This is a genomic window from Compostimonas suwonensis (assembly GCF_002797855.1).
Classification (GTDB): Bacteria; Actinomycetota; Actinomycetes; order Actinomycetales; family Microbacteriaceae; genus Compostimonas; species Compostimonas suwonensis.
Genome location: NZ_PGFB01000004.1, coordinates 337,003 through 357,893, shown reverse-complemented (window position 1 = coordinate 357,893; position 20,891 = coordinate 337,003). Strand labels below are relative to the sequence as shown.

Below are 20,891 nucleotides of genomic sequence, written 5' to 3'. Positions count from 1 at the left end.
ATTCTCTGAAAAACGGGTTGTTTCGGGCAGAAATGCGTCCCAGGAACGGGAAACTCCGTCGTTTTGAGTTGGTTTGAGTTGGCTTGGGTGAGGGGCTAGGGGCTAGGGGTTCGGGCGCGGCGGCGGAGAGAGGCTCGCGTCGCGCCGGTAGAGCCACCGGGCCCGGGGCTCGACGAGCGGGCGGAAGATCCGCCTCACGAACGGCTGCGCGAGCAGCACCGACACCGCGATCGAGTAGGCGATCATGGCCACGAGCACCCAGGTCGAGACGCCGCCGAGCTCGCCTGCGAGCATCCCCGTCTCCCGGAAGGGGTAGAGGAAGAAGGTGTGCAGCAGGTAGATGTACATCGTCGCCTGGCCGAAACGGCTGAACCAGGTGGTGTGCCGGGGCATGAGCACGAGGAACGCCAGGGTGAGCAGGAAGCCGAGCGCGATGAGCGCGAGGCGGATGAGGCCCGCCCACCACTCGTGGTAGCCGAGCTCGGAGAACGACTCGTCATAGAGCAGGAAGCGGCGCAGCTTGACGTCGCGCCAGGTCTCGACGAAGACGCTCGCCGCGACCGCGACGGCTATGAAGAGGGCGACCGCCCCAGCTCGCCACCGCCAGGTCGCCGCGGGCCGCAGGGCGAGCCAGCGCCCGGTGATCTGCCACTGCCGCAGCTTCCAGCCGAAGACGAAGAACGGCAGGAAGCCCAGAGTGCGCGAGAGTGCGAAGGTGCTGTCGACCTCGCTCAGGTATCCCGCGCCCACCGCGATGACGATGCTGATGATCAGCGGATACCGCAGCATCACGAGATAGGGGAGCGCGATGCGCCAGATGCCGAGCGCGAGGAGGAACCACAGCGTCCAGGAGGCCGTTGCGTAGTCGAGCCGGAACTCGCCGCCCACGAGCCAGTGGATGACCGTCCAGATCGTCTCGAAGACGATGTATGGCAGCACGATGTCGCTCACGATGCGCTTCATCTGCCGGGCGCCGGGCACGCCCGCTTTCGCGAAGTACCCGCTCACGCCCACGAAGACGGGCACGTGGAAGGTGTAGATGAAGAGGTAGACGGCGTAGGCGGTGTCGGATGCCGCGATGAGGGGCAGGATCGCATGGCCGATCACGACCAGGGTGATCGCGATCCAGCGGGCGTTGTCCCAGAGGGGAACCCGCCGCCGGGTCCCGCGCGCCCTGATGGCACCCGTGAGGGGTGGGATCACGATGTGATCACCCGGATGCCCGAGCGGTTGCGCATAGTCATTACCCTAGTGACATGCCTGATGAGATGACCGTGGACCGTGCCGGAGAGAACGTCGGAGAGAACGCGGGAGACCGCGTCGGAGAGGATGCAGCCAAGCGTGCCGTCGTCACGGGCGCCAGCTCGGGCATCGGCCGTGCGACGGTCGTGCTGCTGCGTCAGCACGGCTGGGAGGTCGTGGCGGTCGCCCGGCGCGAGGACCGGCTCCGGGCGCTCGCCGAGGAGACCGGGGCATCCGTCTTCGTGGCCGACCTCACCCGGCAGGACGACGTCGACGCGCTCGCGGCCCACCTGGCCGTGACGGGGCCGCTGCACACGCTCGTCAACAACGCGGGCGGGGCCATGGGCCTCGACAGCGTCGAGAAGAGCAGCGCCGACGACTGGGCGTGGATGTTCGAGATCAACGTGCTCGCGGTCAAGCGCGTGACGAGTGCGCTCCTGCCGCTGCTGAGGCTCGGGGCGAAGGATGCCGGTGGTGCCGACATCCTCACCGTCACCTCGATCGCGGGGCACGTCGCCTACGAGGGCGGTGGCGGCTACAACGCCGCGAAGTTCGCCGCGCACGCGATGATGGACGTGCTGCGGCTCGAGCTGGGCGGCGAGCCGATCCGGGTCATCGAGGTCGCGCCGGGCATGGTGCACACCGAGGAGTTCTCGCTCAACCGCTTCGGCGGCGACCAGGCCCGCGCCGACGCCGTGTACCAGGGCGTCGAGAACCCGCTCACGGCGGAGGACGTCGCCGAGACGATCGTGCAGAGCCTCGAGAGGCCCGCCCACGTCGACCTCGACCTCGTCGTCGTCAAGCCCGTCGCGCAGTCGGCCCCGTACAAGGTCGCGCGGGGCCCGCTCGTGCCCCGGGGCGGGACCGGCGTGTCGTGAGCGACGCGCGGCCGGGCACGCAGCGGGGATCCCGCGCTCGCTGGGAGGCGGTCACGTCGTGGCCGCTGCTCATCCTCTCGGTGCTGTTCCTGGTCGTGTACTCGTGGTGCATCCTCGAGCCCGATCTACCGGCCGCTGTGCAGCAGATCCTGGTCGGCTTCCTGGCGGTCGTCTGGATCGTCTACCTGGTCGACTACCTCGTGCGGCTGGCGCTGAGCCGCGACAGGAAGCAGTTCGCGAAAACGCACGTCATCGACCTGCTGTCGGTGCTCGTGCCGGTCGTGCGGCCGTTCCGGCTGCTGACCTACCTCATGGAGCTGCCGTACTTCAAGAGGGACACCGGCGGCTCGTTCCGCGCGAAGATCATCATCTACGGCGTGCTCTTCGTGGTGCTCTTCGTCTACGTCATCTCGCTCGCCGTGCTGCAGGTCGAGCGCCCGGCGCCCGGCGCCTTGATCCTCTCCTTCGGCGACTCGGTGTGGTGGGCGTGCGTCACGATCGCCACGGTCGGCTACGGCGACTTCTACCCGGTCACCGTGCTGGGGCGGATTCTCGCGGTCGCCCTCATGGCGGGTGGCGTCGCGATCGTCGGAACCGCGACCGCGACCCTCGTCTCCTATCTGGGCGAGCGCATCCGGCACCCGGGGCCGCCGCATGATCAGCACGACCCGCGCGAGCAATAGGCTCGGAGGATGAGCATTCACCTCGTGGGCGGCGGCCACGCCCCCGAATGGCATCAGGCCGTCTACGGCGGATTCGTCGCAGAAGCGGGGGAGCGGGCCGTGCCTCTCGCCCTTCCTCGCATCGCCGTGATCGTGGTGCACGGCGGTGATCACGGCGACAGCGACGGCGACGCGACCTTCGAATACTTCCGGGCGGCGCTCACTGATGCCGGGCCGTGCGAGCCGGTCGCGATCCTCGTCGCCGAGGGCTCGGCCGTCGAGCAGTCGAGCCTCGCGGACGCCGACGCCCTCCTCGTCGCGGGCGGGCTGACCCCGGCCTACCGGGACGCCGTCGCACCGGTCGTCGGCGAGATCCGCCGTCTGGTCTCCGGCGGCCTGCCTTACCTGGGCTTCTCGGCCGGCGCGGCGATCGCCGCCGAGGCGGCGATCGTGGGCGGCTGGCGCATCGGCGGCGTCGCCGTCTGCCCGAGCGACACCGGGGAGGGTCTCGACGAGGTCACGATCGCCGAGGGCATCGGGCTCATCGACCTCGCGATCGACGCGCACGCTGCGCAGTGGGGCACCCTCGGCCGGCTCGTCGCCGCGACCGAGGCCGGGCTGCTCGACGGCGGGGTCGCGATCGACGAGAGCACGGCGCTCATCGTCGGGGAGGGCCCGCTGCGGGTCGTCGGGGCGGGAAGCGTGTGGCGGGTGCTTCCCTCGGAGCAGGGTGTGCTCGTGAGCACGCTCGGCGTATAAGAAGAGCACGGACCGAGGAGGACCCCATGCCGAAGAGTCTCGACGAGCTGGCCGCCGACGGCCTCATGGATCCGGGCTGGGCGCAGGCGTTGCAGCCCGTCGCCCCCACGATCGCGCGGATGGGCGACTTCCTCCGCGCCGAGACGGCCGCCGGGCGACGGTACCTGCCCGCGGGCGAGAACGTGCTGCGCGCCTTCCGCAACCCGCTCGCCGATGTGCGGGTGCTCATCGTGGGGCAGGACCCGTACCCCACCCCGGGGCATCCGATCGGTCTCAGCTTCGCCGTCGAGCGTCATGTGCGCCCGCTGCCGCGAAGCCTGCAGAACATCTACAAGGAGCTGAACGACGACCTCGGCATCCCGCCGGCCGAGCACGGCGACCTGACCTCGTGGTCGCAGAGCGGCATCATGCTGCTCAACAGGGTGCTCACGGTGCAGGCGGGTGAGTCGGGATCGCATCGCGGCCTCGGCTGGGAGGAGGTCACCGACCACGCGATCACGACCCTCGTCGCCCGCGAGCAGCCGCTCGTCGCGATCCTCTGGGGGCGGGATGCCGGAACGCTGCGGCCTCTGCTCGGTGCGACGCCCATCATCGCCTCCGCCCACCCCAGCCCGTTCTCGGCCTCGCGGGGATTCTTCGGCTCCCACCCTTTCGGCCGCGCCAACGAGCTGCTGCGGGGCATGGGGGCGCGCGAGGTCGATTGGACGGTCGCCTGACCGGCGTGAGGTTCGCCTGGCCGGCGTTCCCGGCGACGACGGTGCAGTAATCTAGAAGCCATGTACGGGACGGTCGGGGCGTTGGTGGTGCGCTACGGTGCTTGAAGAGGAGTACCAGCCCCGGCGGGAGCTGCCGAGGCACCTTCGACCACCCGTCACCCCCGAGGCGCCGTTCGAGTACTCGATCCGGAACGCCGAGCTCCCCGACATGCCCGACGTGCGTGAGATCTACAACCACTACGTCGCGAACAGCACCGTCACCTTCGACGAAGACCAGATGACCCTCAAGGCCTGGCGCTCGAAGTTCGGCTACCTGCACAAGCTCGGCATGCCCTTCATCGTCGCGGTCTCACCGAGCGGGCAGATCCTCGGCTACGCGCTCGTGACGCCGTGGAAGGAGAAGAAGGCCTACCGCTACACGGTCGAGAACTCGATCTATCTGCGCGCGGCGGCGACGGGCAAGGGTCTCGGGCGGGCGCTCATGCAGGCGCTCATCGAGCGCTCGAAGGAGGCCGGGCTCAAGGAGATGATCGCCGTCATCGCCGACAAGGGCGCCGACGCCTCCATCGCCATGCACAAGAACTTCGGCTTCAAGGAGATCGGGCGGATGGGCCGCGTCGGCTACAAGTTCGAGCGCTGGCTGGGCACCGTCATGATGCAGAAGAGCCTCAAGTAGGGTCGCGCGGGTCGCGCGGGCTCTGCGGCCCGAGGATGTCGCGCAGCGCGCCTTCGACCGCCTCGACGTTCGACGGCTCCCCCCGCCACAGCATGTGCAGGATGAGCCCGTCGACCGCCCAGGAGACGCCCCGCCGCCGTGCCTCGTCGAGGCGATCCCCGGTCGCGGCTCGCACCGCGTCGTCGAGCGCTCCGTACCAGAGCTCGGCGTCGCCCTTCAGGCTGTCGCGGCGCATCGCCATGAAGAGCAGCTCGTACTGCGCGATCGCCTCGGCCCGATGGGTGTGCGTGTAGTCGAGCAGGGCGCGGGCGAAGTCGCCCAGGCGCGCCCCGGCGAGCGGGGCGAAGAGGTCGAGCTGCTGCTCGGTGGCACGGCGCAGGGCGCTCACGAGCAGATCGTCGAGGTCGTCGAAGTAGTAGGTGGCCGCGGCGAGCGGCACCCCGGCCTCCGCGGCGACGGCGCGGTGGGTGACGGCGGACGGCCCGCCCTTCTCGAGCACGCGCAGCACGGCGTCGAGCAGTGCCTGCCGGCGTGCCTCGCCCTTGGGGGTGATGCTCATCGGCTTCCCCTCTCCGTCGGCTTCTTCATCATCAGTGCTTGCCGCCGAGCTCGAGCAGCCCGACCCCGCCGACCACGAGCACGATCCCGACGATCTGCACCCAGCTGAGCGACTCGTCGAAGAGCAGCCAGCTCACGAGGGTCACGAGCACGACGCCGACGGCCGCCCAGATCGCGTAGCCGATCGCGAGCGGCACGCCCTTCGAGAGCGACTGCGAGAGCATCGCGAAGGCGAAGACATAGCCCGCGCCGATGACGAGCCAGGCCCACCATCTCGCGTTCTCGCCCGACGCGACCTTGAGGAAGCTCGTGGCGATGACCTCGCCGATGATCGCGAGGCCGAGGTAGAGGTAGCCCATGGGCCCGCCTTCCTTTTTGGTACTATTGTACCAAAAAGGAAGGCTGACACAACGACTCTCAGTTCTTCGGCGTCGCGCCCCTCAATACGAAGTAGCCGAGGAGTCCCGCCAGGACCGTGATGACGAGGGACCAGGCGATCGCTCCCACGGCTCCGACGGCGACGAACCAGTCGCCGACGATGCTCCAGCTGTCGGTGAAGACGAGGAGCGCGAACAGCCCGACGAACACGAGGGCGAGGGCGACCCAGAGCACGACCATGCCCGTGATCCGCCATCTCATGTAAACGGTCGCGATCGAGGCGCCGATGAAGAAGAAGAACAGCTGCAGCGCGAAGAACACGAACAGGCGTTGCAGGAGCGGGCCGTCGCTCACCCAGACGACCGTGAACATGTGGCCGCCGACCCACCAGCCGCCCGTGATGTCCTCGAGATACGAGAGCACCGTGAGCACCGCCGCGTTCATCGCGGAGATGAGCACGAAGAGCAGCGAGGTGCCCAGATAGAAGTCACGCCGGGTGACGCTGTAGCCGAGGGCGAAGGGGAAGGTGAGGTTGATGCTCTGCACCGCGACGACGAGCATGTAGATGAAGATCGACGAGACGGCGCCGCTGTACTGCGTCCCCTCGGTCGCGTTCGCGCCGGCCGCGCCCACGATGATGATCCAGACGAACAGCGAGATGGTGAAGGCGCAGCCGAGGATGATCCACGGCAGGCCGATGTAGTTCCAGCGGTTCACGAGGTGCAGCCGCACCACGTTCCAGACGCGGGTCAGCTCGCCAGGCGCGGAGGGGGCCGCGGGTGCTGATGCTGCTGTTGTGCTCATGGTTCTGTCCTTTCGCAGGGCGCGGCGCTCAGGCGCTGCGCTCGAAGTCCTGGGCCGAGGCGCTCGTCGTGCGCACGATGAGCTGCTGGAGGGAGACCGGGGTCAGCTCGAGGCCCGCCTCGGTGGCGGCCCGTCGCTCCTCGGCGGTCAGCGCGCCGGAGATGGTGACCGAGGCCAGGCCGCCGATCCCCTCGCGGTGCAGTTCGCGGTGCGACGACCGCCGCCCGCCCACGAAGGCGTCGACGGTTCTCGAGAGCCCGACGACCGTCGTGGCCGAGCCGCGGATGTCGTCGGCGTTCTGGTCCATGAGGATGCGCCCGTGGTCGATCACGAGCACGTGCTCGAGCAGATTGCTCACCTCGTCGATCAGGTGCGTCGAGAGGATGACGGTGCGCGGATGCTCCGCGTAGTCCTCGAGCAGGCGGTCGTAGAAGATCTGCCGGGCGACGGCGTCGAGGCCCAGGTACGGCTCGTCGAAGAAGGTCAGCGGAGCGCGCGAGGCGAGGCCCACGATCACCCCGATCGCGGAGAGCTGGCCGCGCGAGACTTTCTTGATCGGCCGGTTCAGCGGCACCTGGAAGTCGTCGATGAGCCGTTCGGCGAAGTCGGCGTCCCAGTTGCGGAAGAACCACGGGGCACTGCGGAACACGTGCTTGGGCCGGAACTCGTCGGGGTACTTCTGGCTCTCCTTGATGAAGCAGAGCTGTTCGAGCACCCGGGCGTTCTCGACGGGCTTCTCGCCGAAGACCCGGATCGAGCCGCTCGTCGCGAAGTCCTGCCCCGTGAGCAGCTGCATGAGCGTGGTCTTGCCGGCGCCGTTGCGGCCGAGGAGGCCGTAGATGGTGTTCGGCTTGACCGTGAAGCTCACGTCGTCGACCGCGGCGAACGAGCCGAAGCGCTTGGTGAGGCCGGAGACCTGCACGACGGGCGTGATCGACGGCGGGGCGGCCTGGCTGGACGGGGTGGACTGGGTGGACTGGGCAGGACCTGCGGGCTGGGCGGGCGGGGTCTGGTTCGGAGTGCTCATGATGCGATCTGGTCCTTCCTGATCATGTCGGTCACTTGCTCCGGTGTGATGCCGAGCTTCGCGGCCTCGTCGAGCAGTGGTCGGAGGTAGTCCTTGCGGAACTCGTCGCGCCGGCGTTCGATGAGCCGATCGCGTGCCCCGGTGGTCACGAACATGCCGATTCCTCGTTTCTTGTAGAGGATGCCGTCGTCGACGAGACGGGCGACCCCTTTGCCGGCCGTGGCCGGGTTGATGCGGTAGAACGCCGCGAACTCGTTGGTCGACGGGATCTGGCTCTCCTCTGCGAGGGAGCCGCCCAGGATGTCGTTCTCGATCTGCTCGGAGATCTGAACGAAGATGGGCTTGCCGTCGTCGATCACGCGTGTCCTCTCGATCCTGACCACCGCATTGGTTAGTTGGTCATGTAACTAACCAACTATGTCTGCCGCGGTTTGTCAACCCTCCCTCGGCTCCTCATCCCGCCTCTCTCTTCCTGCTCAAAACGACGGAGATTCCGCCTGAAATGGGCGTTTTGGGCGCGAACGAGGCCGATTTGGGCGGAATCTCCGTCGTTTTGAGTGCCGGTGGGGAGGGGAGGGCGGGTCAGAACAGGATCGTGAGGGAGAAGTCGAGCGAGATGACGGCGACGATGACGACCGTGGTGACGAAGCCGCCGCCGAGCAGCAGCCCCGGGTTCGCGAGGGAGATCGAGACGCTGCGCAGCCCCGGCCAGTCTCGGAAGAGCTTCTCGGGAACCCGCGAGTTCACCGGGTGCGCCCGCCAGCCCCTGAGCCTGCTGAGGAACCAGGCGCAGCGGATGATGAAGGCGAGCCACAGCAGGGTCACGACGAGCGGCAGCGCGGCGATCACGAGCTGGAATCCGAGCCCGACGACCTCCTTCTCGTCGTTGTCGACCGTCAGCTGGATCACCGAGGAGATCGAGGCGCCGATGACGATCGACGAGACCCAGGCGCAGAACGCGAGGATGAACCCCACGAAGCGCACGAGGAAGTGGGTGAGGATCGACTCCTCCTCGTGCAGGTGGGTGCGCGGGGTGGCCTTGAGCACGACGATCGTCGCGACGAAGCAGGGCAGCACCGAGACGAGCGCGACCGCGTACCAGGCCCACGACGACCAGTCCCACAGCTCGGCCAGCAGCAGCACGAGCAGCCAGAACACGTTCCACACGATGCCGAGCAGCAGCGCGTGGCTCACGACCCACGCCGGCATCCGCCGCTCACCCCTGGACCTCTGCACGGCTCCACTGTAGCGATCGACGACTGCGGCGACGAACGACTGCGGCGACGAACTGCAGTGACGAACTGCAGTGCCGAACTGCGGCGACGAACAGCCGGAGCGGGCGACATCCGCGCGTAGGCTCGGAGCATGACCGAGCTGCACGATCTCACCGCCCTCGAACTGTGGCAGGCGATGCAGGAGCGGGAGGTCTCGCCGAGCGAGGTCGCCGCCCACTATCTCGAACGCATCGAACGCCTCGACCCGGGTCTCGGCGCCTTCGTCACCGTGACAGCGGATGCCGCGGCGGCACGGGCCCGCGAGGTCGAGGAGTCCGTGCCCCGAACCGCGCCCCTCTGGGGCCTGCCGTTCGGCGACAAGGACCTGTGGCAACGCGCGGGGGTGCGCACGGGCTTCGGCTCACGGGCCTTCGCCGGCTACGTCTCCGAGACCTCCGACGAGATCGTCGAGACGCTCGACGCCGCCGGGGGAGTGAGCCTCGGCAAGACGAACGCGCCCGAGTTCGGGCTGCCCGCCTACACGGAGAGCCTCGCGGCCGATCCGGCGCGCAACCCCTGGGACACCTCGCTCGGCTCGGGCGGCTCGAGCGGCGGCGCGGCGGTCGCGGTCGCGGCGGGGCTGCTGCCGTTCGCCCCCGGCTCCGACGGCGGCGGCTCGGTGCGCATCCCCGCAGCGGCGACGGGGCTCGTGGGGCTCAAGCCGAGCCGGGGCCTCGTGCCCGCGGGCTCGGGTGTCGCCTCCCTCGGCGGGCTCGTCGTGGCAGGTCCGCTCGCGCGCACCGTGGCCGACGCGGCCTTCCTGCTCGACGGCATGATCGCGCGTGTGCACGGGCGGATCGACCACCACTACACGCTGCGCGCGCCGGAGGACGACGAGGGTCCCTTCCTGGGCGATGCCGTGCGCGGCGAGGGCCGCTTCCAGATCGGCGTCATGACGAGCTCGGCCTGGGACGACGCGTACGACATCCGGGTGAGCCCGGAAGCGCGGTCCGCTCTCGATGAGGCGGTCACGGCGCTCGCCGCCCTCGACCACGGCGTCGAGGAGTTCGCCCTCGAGCCCGACCCGAGCTACGCCCCGGCCTTCCGCACGATCTGGCAGGCCGGCGCGGCCGGCATCCCGGTCGAGGGGGAGCGCGAGGAGCTGCTCGAGCCGCTCACCCGCTGGCTCCTGAGGCGGGGCCGCGGGATCTCGGCCCGTGAGCTCGCGGAGGCGCTCGCGGCCCTCTCGGCCTACGAGCGGTCGCTCATCCGCCAGTTCGCGGGTTACGACGCCGTGCTCACCCCCTCCCTCGCCCTCACACCGCGCCCCCTCGGCTGGTTCGACCAGGAGGACGGCGAGCGCAACTTCGCGCAGCAGGTCGAGTACACCCCGTTCACCTCGATGATCAACGTGAGCGGGCTGCCCGCGATCACGCTGCCGGTGTCGATGGCGACGTCGACCTCGGCCACGGCCGGGCTCCCGATGGGCGTGCAGCTCATCGGCCGCCCCGGCGGGGAGCGTGTGCTGCTCGCGCTGGGGCGACAGCTCGAGCGTCGCTTCCGGTGGGAGCTGCGGCATCCGCCCCAGTGGTAAGCCTGTGGCAGGCGGGGAGCGGGTGCGCGGATTCCCACCCCGTATTGAGGTTAGGCATGCCTATACTGGAACCAAATGACCTCGCAGAACCTCGCTCTCTCCGATCACGCTGATCACGCCAGCCACACCGCTCGAACGGCTCACCGTGACAACGCCCTCTCCTACCTCCTGGTGGCAGACGACACGGCGTTCGGCGAGCTCGAGCTCGCGATCGCCGCGCTGCCTCTGTGCGCGCGGGGGCGTGTCTTCGTCGAGGTGCAGTCGGCGTCGGATGTCGGCGTCCTCGCGGTCCCGCCGCGGATGACGGTGAGCTGGCTCGTGCGCGACTCGCGCTCGGGGGCGCCCGGAACGGCGGAGTCCTGCCATCGGGGAACCGCCATGGAGCGTGCCGCGACCGCCTGGGCGAGCGAGATGCTCTGCGGCGAGGTGGGCGACGCGCATGTCTGGCTCGCGGGCGAGTACCGCGGGGTCGCCGCGATCCACGAGTTCCTCACGGAGTCGCTCGGCCTGCCCGCCGGCGTCGTGACCACACGCGAGGCGTACCGCCTCGGCGTGCACTGACCACAGCCCCGTCCTGCCGCCGGGGATGCCCCGTCCGGTTCCGGTAGTGCGCGCCTTCTCCTGTGACGCGCCCTCTTCTGTGCCTCGTTCGGGGGGTGCGTCGAGTGACGAGGTGTGTAAGACTTAGGTAATGCTAACCTCACTCGCCAATACCGAGTCCGATCAGCGTGTGTGGCCTCCGTACCGTCGTTTCGACGTCGCCGTGGCTCGGATCGACCGCCTGAGCCCCCATTTCGTGCGCATCACCTTCACGGGTGACGAGCTCGCCGTCTTCGGCACCGAGGGCCTCGACCAGCGCGTCAAACTCGTGCTCCCGCTTCCGGGCAACGGCGTCGCGCACTTCCCGCACGGCGACGACTGGTTCGGCGAATGGCGTCTGCTGCCCCACGAGCACCGCAATCCCATCCGCACCTACACGGTGCGCGCCGTGCGCCCCGCCGCCCGGGAGCTCGACATCGACTTCGTCGACCACGGCGACGCCGGCCCCGCCTCGCGCTGGCTGCGCACCGCCCGCGTCGGGGATCGGCTGGCGATCGTCGGCCCCGACGCCCGCAGCGCCCAGCGTTCGGTGGGCATCGAATGGCGGCCGGATGCCGCGGGCACCCTCCTGCTCGCCGGTGACGAGACCGCCGTGCCCGCCATCTGCTCCATCCTCGGCTCGCTGCCCGCCACTGCGCGAGGCTGCGCTCTCCTCGAGGTCCCTCAGACGGCGGACATCCTCGAGGTGGATGCCCCGGCCGGCGTCGAGGTGCGCTGGCTGGCCCGTGACGGCGGCTCGAACGCCGCGGCCGAGCAGGGCGCCCTGCTCGACGGGGCCGTGCGCGCCTGGACGGGCCGGTTCGTGGCCGACTGGCACCGCGACAGGCGTCCCGGAGCCGGGATCGGATCCGCGGCGACCGCCGTGCTCGACGATGTGGACATCGATCGCGACATCCTCTGGGAGATCCCGAAAGGCAGCGAGATCCCGGAGGGCAGCGGCATCCACCGCGACTTCTACGCGTGGCTCGCGGGGGAGGCCGGGGTCATCAAGGCCCTCCGGCGCTTCCTCGTCTCGGAGCTCGGCATCGACCGCGGCTCGGTCGCGTTCATGGGCTACTGGCGGCGGGGTCGCGCCGAGATCGACTGAGCGGCATCCGCGTCTCCCGAACGGCCCGCTGCACGCCCACCACGAACCGAACACAGCACGAAAGGACCGACCGTGCCCGACAAGCACCTTCCGCCCCTCGCCGCCGCAGCCGCGGGGATGGCCCTCGCCGCCACCCTCGCCGGATGCTCCGCGGCGCCCGTGGACCCGGACGGCGCCCGGGCCTCGGCCGGGGCATCCGACGGCTTCCCGGTGACGATCGCGAGCTCGCTGGGCTCCGCGACGATCGAGCAGCGACCGGCCCGCGTCGTCACGATCGGGCAGGGCTCGGCCGACACCGTCGTCGCGCTCGGAACGACACCCGTCGGCGTCGAGGTCGACAGCTGGGGCGGCGACGGCGACGGCTACCAGCCGTGGCTGCGCGAGGCTCTCGAGGAGAGCGGGGAGGAGCTGCCCGCCCTCATCACGGCGACCCCGGAGGTCGACGTCGAGGGCATCCTCGAGCTCGAGCCCGATCTCATCCTCGCCCCGCAGTCCGGGATCACGCAGGCCGACTTCGACCTCCTGAGCGCCGTGGCGCCCACGGTCGCCTACCCGGGCGACGCCTGGAGCACACCGTGGGACGAGCAGATCCGCATCATCGGGCAGGCGCTCGGCGAGAGCGACGACGCGGAGGCGATCGTCCGTGACATCCGCGACGAACTGCGGGCCGTCGCCGACCAGAACCCGCAGTTCGAGGGCACGACCTTCAGCTACCTCTACACGGGAGAGCCCGGGGTGCTGGGCGTCTTCCAGGCGGGGGAGCCGCGCGTCGACATCCTCACCGGCATGGGGCTCACGGTCGACCCCGTCATCGCGGAGCAGCCGGTGACCCCGGGCACCTCCTCGAGCCTCATCGGGCTCGAGCGGGCCGACATCCTGAACGACTCCGACCTCGTCTTCACGTGGTTCAGCGATCCCGATCAGCAGGCGGCCATCGAGGCGCAGCCGCTCTACGCGCAGATCCCAGCGGTGCGGCGCGGCTCGGACGTCGTGAGCTACGACCGATCCTTCGTGACCGCGTCGAGCCTCATCACCCCGCTCACAGTGCCGTGGGTGCTCGCCGACTTCGTGCCCCGCATCCAGGATGCCGTGGCCGTCGTCTCGAACGCCCCCGCCGCCTCCGAATGAACCCCCGAAAGGATCCCACCATGACCCGATTGACCCGATCCCGTTCGATCGCGCTCGCGGCCCTCCTCGCCACGGGCCTGGGCCTCGGCGGCCTCACCGCCTGCTCGGCCGACCCGTCCGGCTCATCCGATCCGGCCGAGACTCCCGGATCGGCCGACCCCGCGGCATCCGGGGCCTTCCCGGTGACGGTCGAGAGCTCGCTGGGCGACGCCGTCATCGAGGCCGCTCCGCAGCGGGTCGTGACGATCGGCTGGGGTTCGGCCGACACGGCGATCGCCCTCGGGGTGACACCGGTCGGCATGGAGGAGGCCGTCTGGGGCGGCGACGGCGACGGCTACTTCCCGTGGGTGCGAGAGGCCATCGAGGAGAACGGAGCCGAGCTTCCGCAGACCTTCACCGTCTCGCCCGAGGTGGACGTCGAGGCCGTGCTCGAGCTCGAGCCCGACCTCATCCTCGCCCCGCAGTCCGGGATCTCGCAGGACGACTTCGACACCCTCTCGGCGATCGCGCCGACCGTCGCCTACCCCGGCGAGCCGTGGCGCACGGCGTGGGACGAGCAGATCGCGATCATCGGCCAGGCGCTCGGCAAGGGCGAGGAGGCCGCCGGGCTCGTCGACGAGATCGACGCGCAGCTCGCCGAGGCGGCGGCGCAGAACCCGGAGTTCGCGGGACTGAGCTTCGCCTACGTCTACACGGCAGAGCCCGGCTCGCTCTCGCTCTACCAGCAGGGCGATCCGCGGGTCGACCTCATCTCGGCGCTCGGGCTCGTCGAAGACCCCGCCGTCGCGGCCGTGCCGATCACGGCGGGCACCTTCGCCTCGACGGTCGGGCTCGAGCGCGCCGACCTGCTCGACGACGTCGACGTGCTCTTCGCCTGGTACAACGACCAGGCGAACGCCGATCAGATCGCCGCCCAGCCGCTCTTCGCCCAGGTGCCGGCCGTCGTGCGCGGCTCCTACATCCCCGTCGTCGACAACCAGCTCGCCATGGCGTCGAGCCTGCTCACCCCGCTGAGCGTCCCGTGGGCGCTCGACTCCTACGTTCCGCTCATCGCCGACGCGGCCGAGCGCGTTCAGTGAGTGCTCGGCGTCCGGCGCGCGTTCGGTGAGAGTTCGGTGAGCCCGCAGTGAGCAGGCCCGCGCGCCTCGCGCTCGGTCTGGGCGGCTCCTTCGCGCTGCTCGTCGTGGTCGTGCTCCTGAGCCTCTCGATCGGCAACAAGGATCTCTCCCTCGTGACCGTGTGGAGCTCGCTGCTCGACCCCGGCTCGTCCTCCGGCGCCTTCGCCGACACGGTCGTCGCCAGCCGCATCCCGCGCACGGCGCTCGGAGTGCTCGTGGGGGCGAGTCTCGCGGTCGCCGGCGCCGTCATGCAAGGGGTGACCCGCAACCCGCTCGGCGACCCGGGGCTCTTCGGCGTGAACGCGGGAGCGGCTGCGGCCGTCGTCACGGGGATCGCCTTCCTGGGGCTCGGCGCCTCCTCGGCGAGCGTCTGGGTCGCCCTGCCGGGAGCCGTCCTGGCCGTTGTCGTCGTCTACCTCGTCGGCTCGGGGCGGCGCGGCACGATGCCCGTGCGGCTCGTGCTCGCGGGCGCCGTCGTCACGGCGGTCGTCTTCGCCTACGTCCAGGCCGTGGCGCTGAGCCTGCCCACGGTCTTCGACAGCTACCGCTACTGGGTGATCGGCTCGCTCGCCGGGCGCGACCCCCAGCTCGTGCTCGACATCCTCCCGTTCGTGGTCGTGGGGCTCGCGATCGCGCTGTCGATCGGCGGATCGCTCAACGCCCTCGCCCTCGGCGACGACACCGCCCGCGCGCTCGGAGCGCATCTCGGGCGCACTCGCATCCTGGGCGCCGTGAGCGCGACGCTGCTGTGCGCCGCCGCGACCGCCGCGGTCGGGCCGATCGCCTTCGTGGGACTCGCCGTGCCGCACATCGTGCGGAGCTTCACGGGCGACGACCACCGCTGGCTCATCCCGTACAGCCTGCTGCTCGGCCCCGTGCTGCTGCTGTGCGCCGACGTGCTCGGCCGGGTGCTCGTGCGGCCCGGCGAGCTCATGGTGGGGGTCGTGACGGCGTTCGTCGGAGGCCCCGTGCTGCTGCTCGCGGTGCGGCGGATGGGCGGCGGCGCCGGCAGTGCGGGCAGCGCGCGCAATGCGCGCAATGCCGACGGTAGGAGCAGGGCATGAGTCGCGCGCCCGTGGTCTTGCGGGTCGGCGGCGTGCTGAGCATGCCCGTGCGCATCCGCGGTCTCGTGGTGGGCGGCATCCTGCTGCTGGGGCTTCTCGTCGTCGTGGTTCTCACGCTCACCCTCGGCCGGCTCGGGCTGAGCCCCGACGATCTTCTCCGCGCAGCGGTCGGCGGCCCCGACGCCCTGGGCGCCAGGGAGCGCATCGTGCTCGAGACCCTGCGCGGGCCACGGCTCGTCGTGGCTCTGGGCGCCGGGGCCGCCTTCGGGGTCTCGGGCGCGCTCTTCCAGACCGTCACCCGCAACCCGCTCGGAAGCCCCGACGTCATCGGCCTCTCGGCGGGCGCGGCGGCGGGTGCCGCGGCGTTCGGCCTGCTCTGGACGGGGATCCTGCCCCTTCCGCTCGGCGCTCTCGTCGGCGCTCTCGTGGCCATCGCGGTCGTCTACCTCGGCACCGGGCGGGGCTTCTCCTCGCCCGTGCGAATGATCGTGATCGGTATCGGGGTCTCCGCGATGTCGCTCGCCTTCGTGCAGTTCGTGATCGCCCGGGTCGGCCTCGAGCAGGCGACGGTGCTCGCCTCCTACCTCAACGGCTCGCTCGCCTCGCGCTCCTGGCAGGATGCCGCGATCGTCGGCGTCTGCCTGCTGGTCCTGGTTCCGTGCGCCCTCGTGCTCTCGCCGCGGCTCGGGCTGCTGGAGATGGGCGACGAGACGGCCGACGCCCTCGGCGCGCGCAGCTCGCTCACACGCGCCTGCTCGGTGCTTGTCGCCGTCGGCCTCGCGACAGCCGCCGTGAGCGTCGCCGGGCCGATCGCCTTCATAGCCCTCACGGCTCCGCAGATCGCGAAACGGCTCACGCGGGCGCCCGGAGCGGGCATCCTCGTCTCAGCGATCGCGGGTGCGCTGCTCCTGGCGGTCGCCGACCTGCTCGTGCAGCAGTCCCCGTTCCCGGTGCAGCTGCCGGTCGGGATCCTCACCGCCGCCCTCGGCGGCATCTACCTGGGCTACCTGCTGCTCGCCGAGTGGCGGAAGGGAACCGTCTGATGACCACGGCTCAACCGGCATCCGCTGCGGGCTCGCCCGCGCACGGGCGTCTGGCGGCGCGCGAGCTGAGTCTCGCCTACGACGATCGGATCGTCGTCGACAGGCTCAGCCTGCAGATCCCCGACGGCGGGTTCACGGTCATCATCGGCCCCAACGCCTGCGGCAAGTCGACCCTGCTGAGGGCTCTCGCGCGCACGATCACGCCCCGAGCGGGCTCCGTGCTGCTCGACGGCGCCCCGATCGGCTCCTATCGCAGCAAAGCCGTCGCCCGCGAGCTCGCGATGCTGCCGCAGAGCCCCATCGCCCCCGAGTCGATGACCGTGCGCGATCTCGTCGGCCGAGGCCGTTACGCGCACCACACCCTGCTGCGCCAGTGGTCGGATGCCGACGAGAGCGCGGTGACGGAGGCCCTCGTCTCCACCGGGGTCGCCGATCTCGCCGACCGTCAGGTCTCCGAGCTCTCGGGCGGCCAGCGGCAGCGCGCCTGGATCGCCATGGTGCTCGCCCAGCGCACCGAGCTGCTGCTGCTCGACGAGCCGACGACCTTCCTCGACATCGCGCACCAGTACGAGGTGCTCGAGCTCTGCTCCCGCCTGCACCGGGAGGGCCGAACGCTCGTCGCGGTGCTCCACGACCTCAATCAGGCTGCGCGGTACGCGACCCGGCTCGTCGTAATGAAGGCGGGCTCGATCGTCGCGGAGGGGGAGCCGGGCGCCGTGCTCACGGCCGAGCTCGTCGACGAGGTCTTCGGGCTGCCGTGCGTGATCATCGACGACCCCCAGAGCGGCACGCCCCTCGTCGTGCCGCGGGTCATGAGGGATCCAGGCCGCTGACATCCAGGCCGGCATCCAGGCCGCTGAGCCTTTCGAGCGCGGGCCAGAGGTCGCGGGCGAGCTGGGGGTCGCGCGATTGGCGGCTCGTTGTGCCGTCGGCGGTCAGGCGGTCGAAGAAGGTGCCGCTCGGCGCCCAGATCCGCTGCGCCGAGGCGAGCTGGACGAGCGGCACGGCGCCCTCCTCGGCATCCACCGCGAGGTTCGCATAGCTGCCGTTCGTGAGCGTCGAGGCGAGCTTCATGGCCCGGGATGTCGCGCCGAAACCGGTCGTGACGAACCCCGGGTGGAACGACCAGGCACCGACCCCGCTGCCCTCGAGGCGTTTCGCGAGCTCCTTGATCCAGACGATGACGGCGAGCTTGCTCGTGCCGTACGCGCGCCAGCCGCCCCACCACGGCCGCCGCTGCCAGTTCACATCATCGAGGCGCAACTGCGAGAAGCGGGCGGCACTGCTCGCCGTCGCGAGGACCCGGGCCTCGCCGTGCGCCTGCGCGGTCTGTCGCAGCCGAGGCAGCAGCAGCTCGGTGAGCAGGAACGGCGCTACGACGTTCGTCTGCCAGGTGCGCTCGATGCCGTCGGCGGTGAGCTCGTGCGTCGACGACAGGCCGCCGGCGTTGTTGGCGAGCACGTCGATGCGCTCGAAACGGTCGAGCAGTGCGGCGGCGAGGCCGCGCACCTCGTCGAGGTGGTCGAAATCGGCGAGGAAGGCCTCGCCGCCCACCCGCTCGGCGATAGCCCGGGTGCGCTCCGGGTTGCGCCCGACGACGGCGACGCGGGCGCCCGCCTCGGCGAGCCGTGCCGCGGCGATCGCGCCGATGCCGGAGCTCGCCCCCGTGATGACGATCGTGCGGGGCTCGGGCTGCCCGGTTGCGGCTGCGTTCATCGCAGGTATCCGCCCTTCTCGAGGCCGGCCTCGATCTCGAAACGATTCTTCAGCGGATCGCGTCCCGCGATGAAGTACAGCAGAGGGAAGAGGAAGCCGTAGCGCAGCCACTGCTGCTTGTGCACGGCCTCGTGCTCGAGCACGTCGTTCGAGACATTGTGCGCCGTGAGGTAGCAGCCGCCCACGCATGAGCCGCCGCGGCCGAACGTCCACGTCGGCATCCCCGTGAAGACGAAGAGCCCGTCGCGCCGCTGCACCCGGCCCGTGCTCCAGACGAAGCCCCAGACGAGACCCACGGCGGTCGCGTAGAGGTAGCCGAGGCGCGAGAGGGGCGAGTCGAAGAGGATGCCGCGCACCGGGCTCACTCGGGTCGTCCGTAGCCCTCGAGCAGCCGCAGCCAGACCTCGCTGATCGCGGGGTAGGAGGGCACGGCGTGCCACAGGCGGTCGATCGGCACCTGGCCCACGACGGCGATCGTGGCCGAGTGCAGCAGGTCGGCGACATCCTGGCCCACGAAGGTCACCCCGATCACGGCCTTCCTGTCTTCATCGACGACCATCCGCGCGGTGCCCGTGTAGCCCTCGGCCGTGAGGTAGGCGCCCGAGACATTGCCGATCTCGTAGTCGACGACACGGGTGCGGTAGCCGGCCTTCTCGGCGGCGGCGGCCGTCAGGCCCACCGACGCGACCTCGGGGTCGGTGAAGGTCACCTGCGGAACGGCCTCGTGGTCGGCGGTCGCGACATGGGCGCCCCACGGCTCGTCGTGCACGGGCTTGCGGAGCGCCCGCGCGGCGATCACGTCACCGGCCGCGCGCGCCTGGTACTTGCCCTGATGGGTGAGCAGGGCACGGTGATTGATGTCGCCCACGGCGTAGAGCCAGTCGATGGGCTCGCCGTCGGCGCCGTGCACCCGGAGGGTGTCGTCGACCCCCAGCCAGTCGCCGGCGGGGAGGCCCACGGTCTCGAGCCCGAGCTCCATGGTGCGGGGCACCCGGCCCGTCGCGACGAGGATCTCGTCGGCCTCGATGGTCTCGCCGTCGTCGAGGGTGATCGTGACCGTGTCGCCGTCGCGTTCGATGCGTTCGGGTGAGCGCCCGAGCCGGAGGTCGGCGCCCAGCTCGCGCAGGGCGTCGGCGACGAGCTCGCCCGCGAAGGGCTCGTTGCCGCCGAGCAGGCCGCCCCGGGCGATGACGGTCACGGCGGTGCCGAAGCTCGCATACGCTGTCGCCATCTCGGATCCGACGACACCGCCGCCGAGGATCGCGAGTCGCTTCGGAACCGACTGCGCGCTCGTCGCCTCGCGGCTCGTCCACGGCTTCGCGTCGGCCAGGCCCGGGATGTCGGGCAGGAGGGCCGCCGTGCCCGTCGAGAGCGCGACGGCGTGGGTCGCGGTGAGGGTCGTCGTCGTGCCGTCTTCCGCGGTCACGACGACACGGCGCTCGCCGTCGAGCCGGCCGTGGCCGCGCACGAGGGTGATGCCCGCGGAGTCGAGCCAGGAGGCCTGGCCCGCGTCGTTCCAGTCGGCCACGACCTCGTTGCGGCGGTTCAGCACGGCCTGCACGTCGAGGGTTCCCGTGATCGCCTCGCGTGCGCCGGGGACGCGCTGCGCGGCGCGCAGTGCGTTGCCGCTGCGCAGGAGGGTCTTCGAGGGCATGCAGGCCCAGTAGGAGCACTCGCCCCCGACCAGCTCGCTCTCGACGATGGCGACGGTGAGCCCGCCCTGCACGGCGCGATCGGCGACGTTCTCGCCCACCGGCCCCGCGCCGATGACGATGAGATCGTATGGTGAGTCTGGCATGGTCTACCTCCCGAGGAACCGAGCTTGCTGACGCGTGAGAAAAGCTTCCATGCCGATGCGGGAATCCTCGCTCGCGGCGAGGGCGACGAGTGCGGGCTGCAACTGCGCCTCAGCCGCGGCATCGCCCTCCCGCACGGCCGTGCGCGCGTTCGCGAGTGCCGCCTGCACGGCGAGCGGGGCCTGCTCGGCGATGCGGCTCGCGAGGGCGAGGCCGCGTTCGAACTGCTCCCCGTGGGGAACGACCTCCTGCACGAGGCCGATGCGGTGGGCCTCTGCGGCGTCGAAGGTGTCGCCGGTGAGGATCCAGCGCATCGCGTCGCCCCAGCCGGCGGCGCGCGGAAAGCGGATGGTGGCACCGCCGAAGGGCAGGATGCCGCGGCTCACCTCGATCTGGCCGAAGACGGACGACTCCGCGGCGACCACGATGTCGCTCGCGAGCATAAGCTCGATGCCCAGGGTCAGGCAGGTGCCCTGCACGGCGATGACGACGGGTTTGCTCAGCCGGTGCCCGTCGACCTGCCACGGGTTGATGCCGCCCTCGGCGACGATGTCGAGGCCGCCCGCTCCGATGCGCGGGGCGATGTCGGCGAGGTCGAGGCCCGCCGTGAAATGGTCGCCCTCCGCGTAGACCAGGCCGACCCGCAGCTCGGGGTCGTTCTCGAGCTCGGCATAGGCGAGCGACAACTCGCCGAGCATCTGCGCGTCGGCGGCGTTGCGCTTCTCGGGGCGATCGAGGCCGATGACGAGCACGTGGCCCTCGCGGCGTGTGACGATGCGGCTCGCGCTGCTCTGCGACATCCGGCTCCTCCGTCGGCTCACTTCGCTTGGA

General features: G+C 70.6%; 24 protein-coding genes. 13 read left to right on the top strand and 11 right to left on the bottom strand.

What is annotated here, in order from left to right; genetic code table 11:
• Positions 1-102 precede the first annotated feature (102 nt).
• Positions 103-1,203 (bottom strand): acyltransferase family protein, encoded by a 1,101-nt coding sequence (locus tag CLV54_RS12780; RefSeq protein WP_245861694.1) that lies wholly within the window; start codon positions 1,201-1,203, stop codon positions 103-105.
• A gap of 53 nt (positions 1,204-1,256) precedes the next feature.
• Between CLV54_RS12780 and CLV54_RS12775 the strand changes: the two genes are divergently transcribed.
• From CLV54_RS12775 to CLV54_RS12755, 5 genes are all read left to right on the top strand, one after another.
• Entirely contained in the window at positions 1,257-2,120 is an 864-nt protein-coding gene (locus CLV54_RS12775) for an SDR family oxidoreductase (protein ID WP_245861693.1), read from the top strand.
• Complete coding sequence (locus CLV54_RS12770) at positions 2,117-2,803, top strand: potassium channel family protein (protein ID WP_100345354.1); 687 nt, start codon at positions 2,117-2,119, stop codon at positions 2,801-2,803. The genes CLV54_RS12775 and CLV54_RS12770 overlap by 4 nt, the downstream gene beginning before the upstream one ends.
• Positions 2,804-2,812: 9 nt before the next feature.
• Positions 2,813-3,541: a type 1 glutamine amidotransferase family protein gene (locus CLV54_RS12765; protein ID WP_100345353.1), complete on the top strand. Its 729-nt coding sequence runs from the start codon at positions 2,813-2,815 to the stop codon at positions 3,539-3,541.
• 26 nt (positions 3,542-3,567) lie between these two features.
• The gene (locus CLV54_RS12760) at positions 3,568-4,257 is read left to right on the top strand and encodes a uracil-DNA glycosylase (protein WP_100345352.1); all 690 of its coding nucleotides are present in this window, start codon (positions 3,568-3,570) and stop codon (positions 4,255-4,257) included.
• A 97-nt stretch (positions 4,258-4,354) separates the two neighbouring features.
• Complete coding sequence (locus CLV54_RS12755) at positions 4,355-4,933, top strand: GNAT family N-acetyltransferase (protein ID WP_100345351.1); 579 nt, start codon at positions 4,355-4,357, stop codon at positions 4,931-4,933.
• Here CLV54_RS12755 and CLV54_RS12750 read toward each other — a convergent pair.
• The 6 genes from CLV54_RS12750 to CLV54_RS12725 form a co-directional block, all read right to left on the bottom strand.
• Positions 4,926-5,492: a TetR/AcrR family transcriptional regulator gene (locus CLV54_RS12750; RefSeq protein WP_100345350.1), complete on the bottom strand. Its 567-nt coding sequence runs from the start codon at positions 5,490-5,492 to the stop codon at positions 4,926-4,928. The genes CLV54_RS12755 and CLV54_RS12750 overlap by 8 nt on opposite strands.
• Positions 5,493-5,523: 31 nt before the next feature.
• Positions 5,524-5,850, bottom strand: a complete 327-nt coding sequence (locus CLV54_RS12745; protein WP_100345349.1) for a DMT family transporter — start codon at positions 5,848-5,850, stop codon at positions 5,524-5,526.
• A 58-nt stretch (positions 5,851-5,908) separates the two neighbouring features.
• On the bottom strand, positions 5,909-6,673 hold the full coding sequence (locus CLV54_RS12740; protein WP_100345348.1) for an ABC transporter permease: 765 nt from the start codon (positions 6,671-6,673) through the stop codon (positions 5,909-5,911).
• Between the two features lie 28 nt (positions 6,674-6,701).
• The gene (locus tag CLV54_RS12735) at positions 6,702-7,607 is read right to left on the bottom strand and encodes an ABC transporter ATP-binding protein (protein ID WP_170062001.1); all 906 of its coding nucleotides are present in this window, start codon (positions 7,605-7,607) and stop codon (positions 6,702-6,704) included.
• Positions 7,608-7,696: 89 nt separating this feature from the next.
• A complete protein-coding gene (locus CLV54_RS12730) occupies positions 7,697-8,059 on the bottom strand; it encodes a GntR family transcriptional regulator (RefSeq protein ID WP_100345346.1) in 363 nt (120 codons plus the stop codon).
• A gap of 223 nt (positions 8,060-8,282) precedes the next feature.
• Complete coding sequence (locus CLV54_RS12725) at positions 8,283-8,936, bottom strand: hypothetical protein (protein ID WP_157802953.1); 654 nt, start codon at positions 8,934-8,936, stop codon at positions 8,283-8,285.
• 129 nt (positions 8,937-9,065) lie between these two features.
• Here CLV54_RS12725 and CLV54_RS12720 point away from each other — a divergent pair, with 129 nt between their 5' ends.
• The 8 genes from CLV54_RS12720 to CLV54_RS12685 all read left to right on the top strand — a co-directional run bounded on the left by CLV54_RS12720 (position 9,066) and on the right by CLV54_RS12685 (position 17,381).
• Entirely contained in the window at positions 9,066-10,508 is a 1,443-nt protein-coding gene (locus CLV54_RS12720) for an amidase (RefSeq protein WP_100345344.1), read from the top strand.
• Between the two features lie 75 nt (positions 10,509-10,583).
• Positions 10,584-11,069, top strand: coding sequence for an SIP domain-containing protein (locus CLV54_RS12715; protein ID WP_100345343.1), 486 nt, complete (start codon positions 10,584-10,586; stop codon positions 11,067-11,069).
• A 130-nt stretch (positions 11,070-11,199) separates the two neighbouring features.
• A complete protein-coding gene (locus CLV54_RS12710; protein ID WP_100345342.1) occupies positions 11,200-12,195 on the top strand; it encodes a siderophore-interacting protein in 996 nt (331 codons plus the stop codon).
• A gap of 72 nt (positions 12,196-12,267) precedes the next feature.
• Complete coding sequence (locus tag CLV54_RS12705; protein WP_245861691.1) at positions 12,268-13,323, top strand: iron-siderophore ABC transporter substrate-binding protein; 1,056 nt, start codon at positions 12,268-12,270, stop codon at positions 13,321-13,323.
• A 20-nt stretch (positions 13,324-13,343) separates the two neighbouring features.
• Positions 13,344-14,402, top strand: a complete 1,059-nt coding sequence (locus CLV54_RS12700) for an iron-siderophore ABC transporter substrate-binding protein (RefSeq protein WP_157802952.1) — start codon at positions 13,344-13,346, stop codon at positions 14,400-14,402.
• 47 nt (positions 14,403-14,449) lie between these two features.
• The gene (locus CLV54_RS12695; RefSeq protein ID WP_100345340.1) at positions 14,450-15,505 is read left to right on the top strand and encodes a FecCD family ABC transporter permease; all 1,056 of its coding nucleotides are present in this window, start codon (positions 14,450-14,452) and stop codon (positions 15,503-15,505) included.
• A complete protein-coding gene (locus CLV54_RS12690; RefSeq protein ID WP_100345339.1) occupies positions 15,502-16,548 on the top strand; it encodes a FecCD family ABC transporter permease in 1,047 nt (348 codons plus the stop codon). Before CLV54_RS12695 ends, CLV54_RS12690 begins: the two co-directional genes overlap by 4 nt.
• On the top strand, positions 16,548-17,381 hold the full coding sequence (locus CLV54_RS12685) for an ABC transporter ATP-binding protein (RefSeq protein ID WP_100345338.1): 834 nt from the start codon (positions 16,548-16,550) through the stop codon (positions 17,379-17,381). The genes CLV54_RS12690 and CLV54_RS12685 overlap by 1 nt, the downstream gene beginning before the upstream one ends.
• Here CLV54_RS12685 and CLV54_RS12680 read toward each other — a convergent pair.
• From CLV54_RS12680 to CLV54_RS12665, 4 genes are read right to left on the bottom strand one after another with little or no spacing between them, the layout of a single operon-like run.
• Positions 17,359-18,264 (bottom strand): SDR family NAD(P)-dependent oxidoreductase, encoded by a 906-nt coding sequence (locus tag CLV54_RS12680; protein ID WP_100345337.1) that lies wholly within the window; start codon positions 18,262-18,264, stop codon positions 17,359-17,361. The genes CLV54_RS12685 and CLV54_RS12680 overlap by 23 nt on opposite strands.
• Complete coding sequence (locus CLV54_RS12675; RefSeq protein WP_425430286.1) at positions 18,261-18,665, bottom strand: Fe-S oxidoreductase; 405 nt, start codon at positions 18,663-18,665, stop codon at positions 18,261-18,263. The genes CLV54_RS12680 and CLV54_RS12675 overlap by 4 nt, the downstream gene beginning before the upstream one ends.
• Complete coding sequence (locus CLV54_RS12670; RefSeq protein ID WP_100345335.1) at positions 18,626-20,062, bottom strand: dihydrolipoyl dehydrogenase family protein; 1,437 nt, start codon at positions 20,060-20,062, stop codon at positions 18,626-18,628. Before CLV54_RS12670 ends, CLV54_RS12675 begins: the two co-directional genes overlap by 40 nt.
• A 3-nt stretch (positions 20,063-20,065) precedes the next feature.
• Positions 20,066-20,860: a crotonase/enoyl-CoA hydratase family protein gene (locus CLV54_RS12665; protein WP_100345334.1), complete on the bottom strand. Its 795-nt coding sequence runs from the start codon at positions 20,858-20,860 to the stop codon at positions 20,066-20,068.
• Between the last annotated feature and the right edge of the window lie 31 nt (positions 20,861-20,891).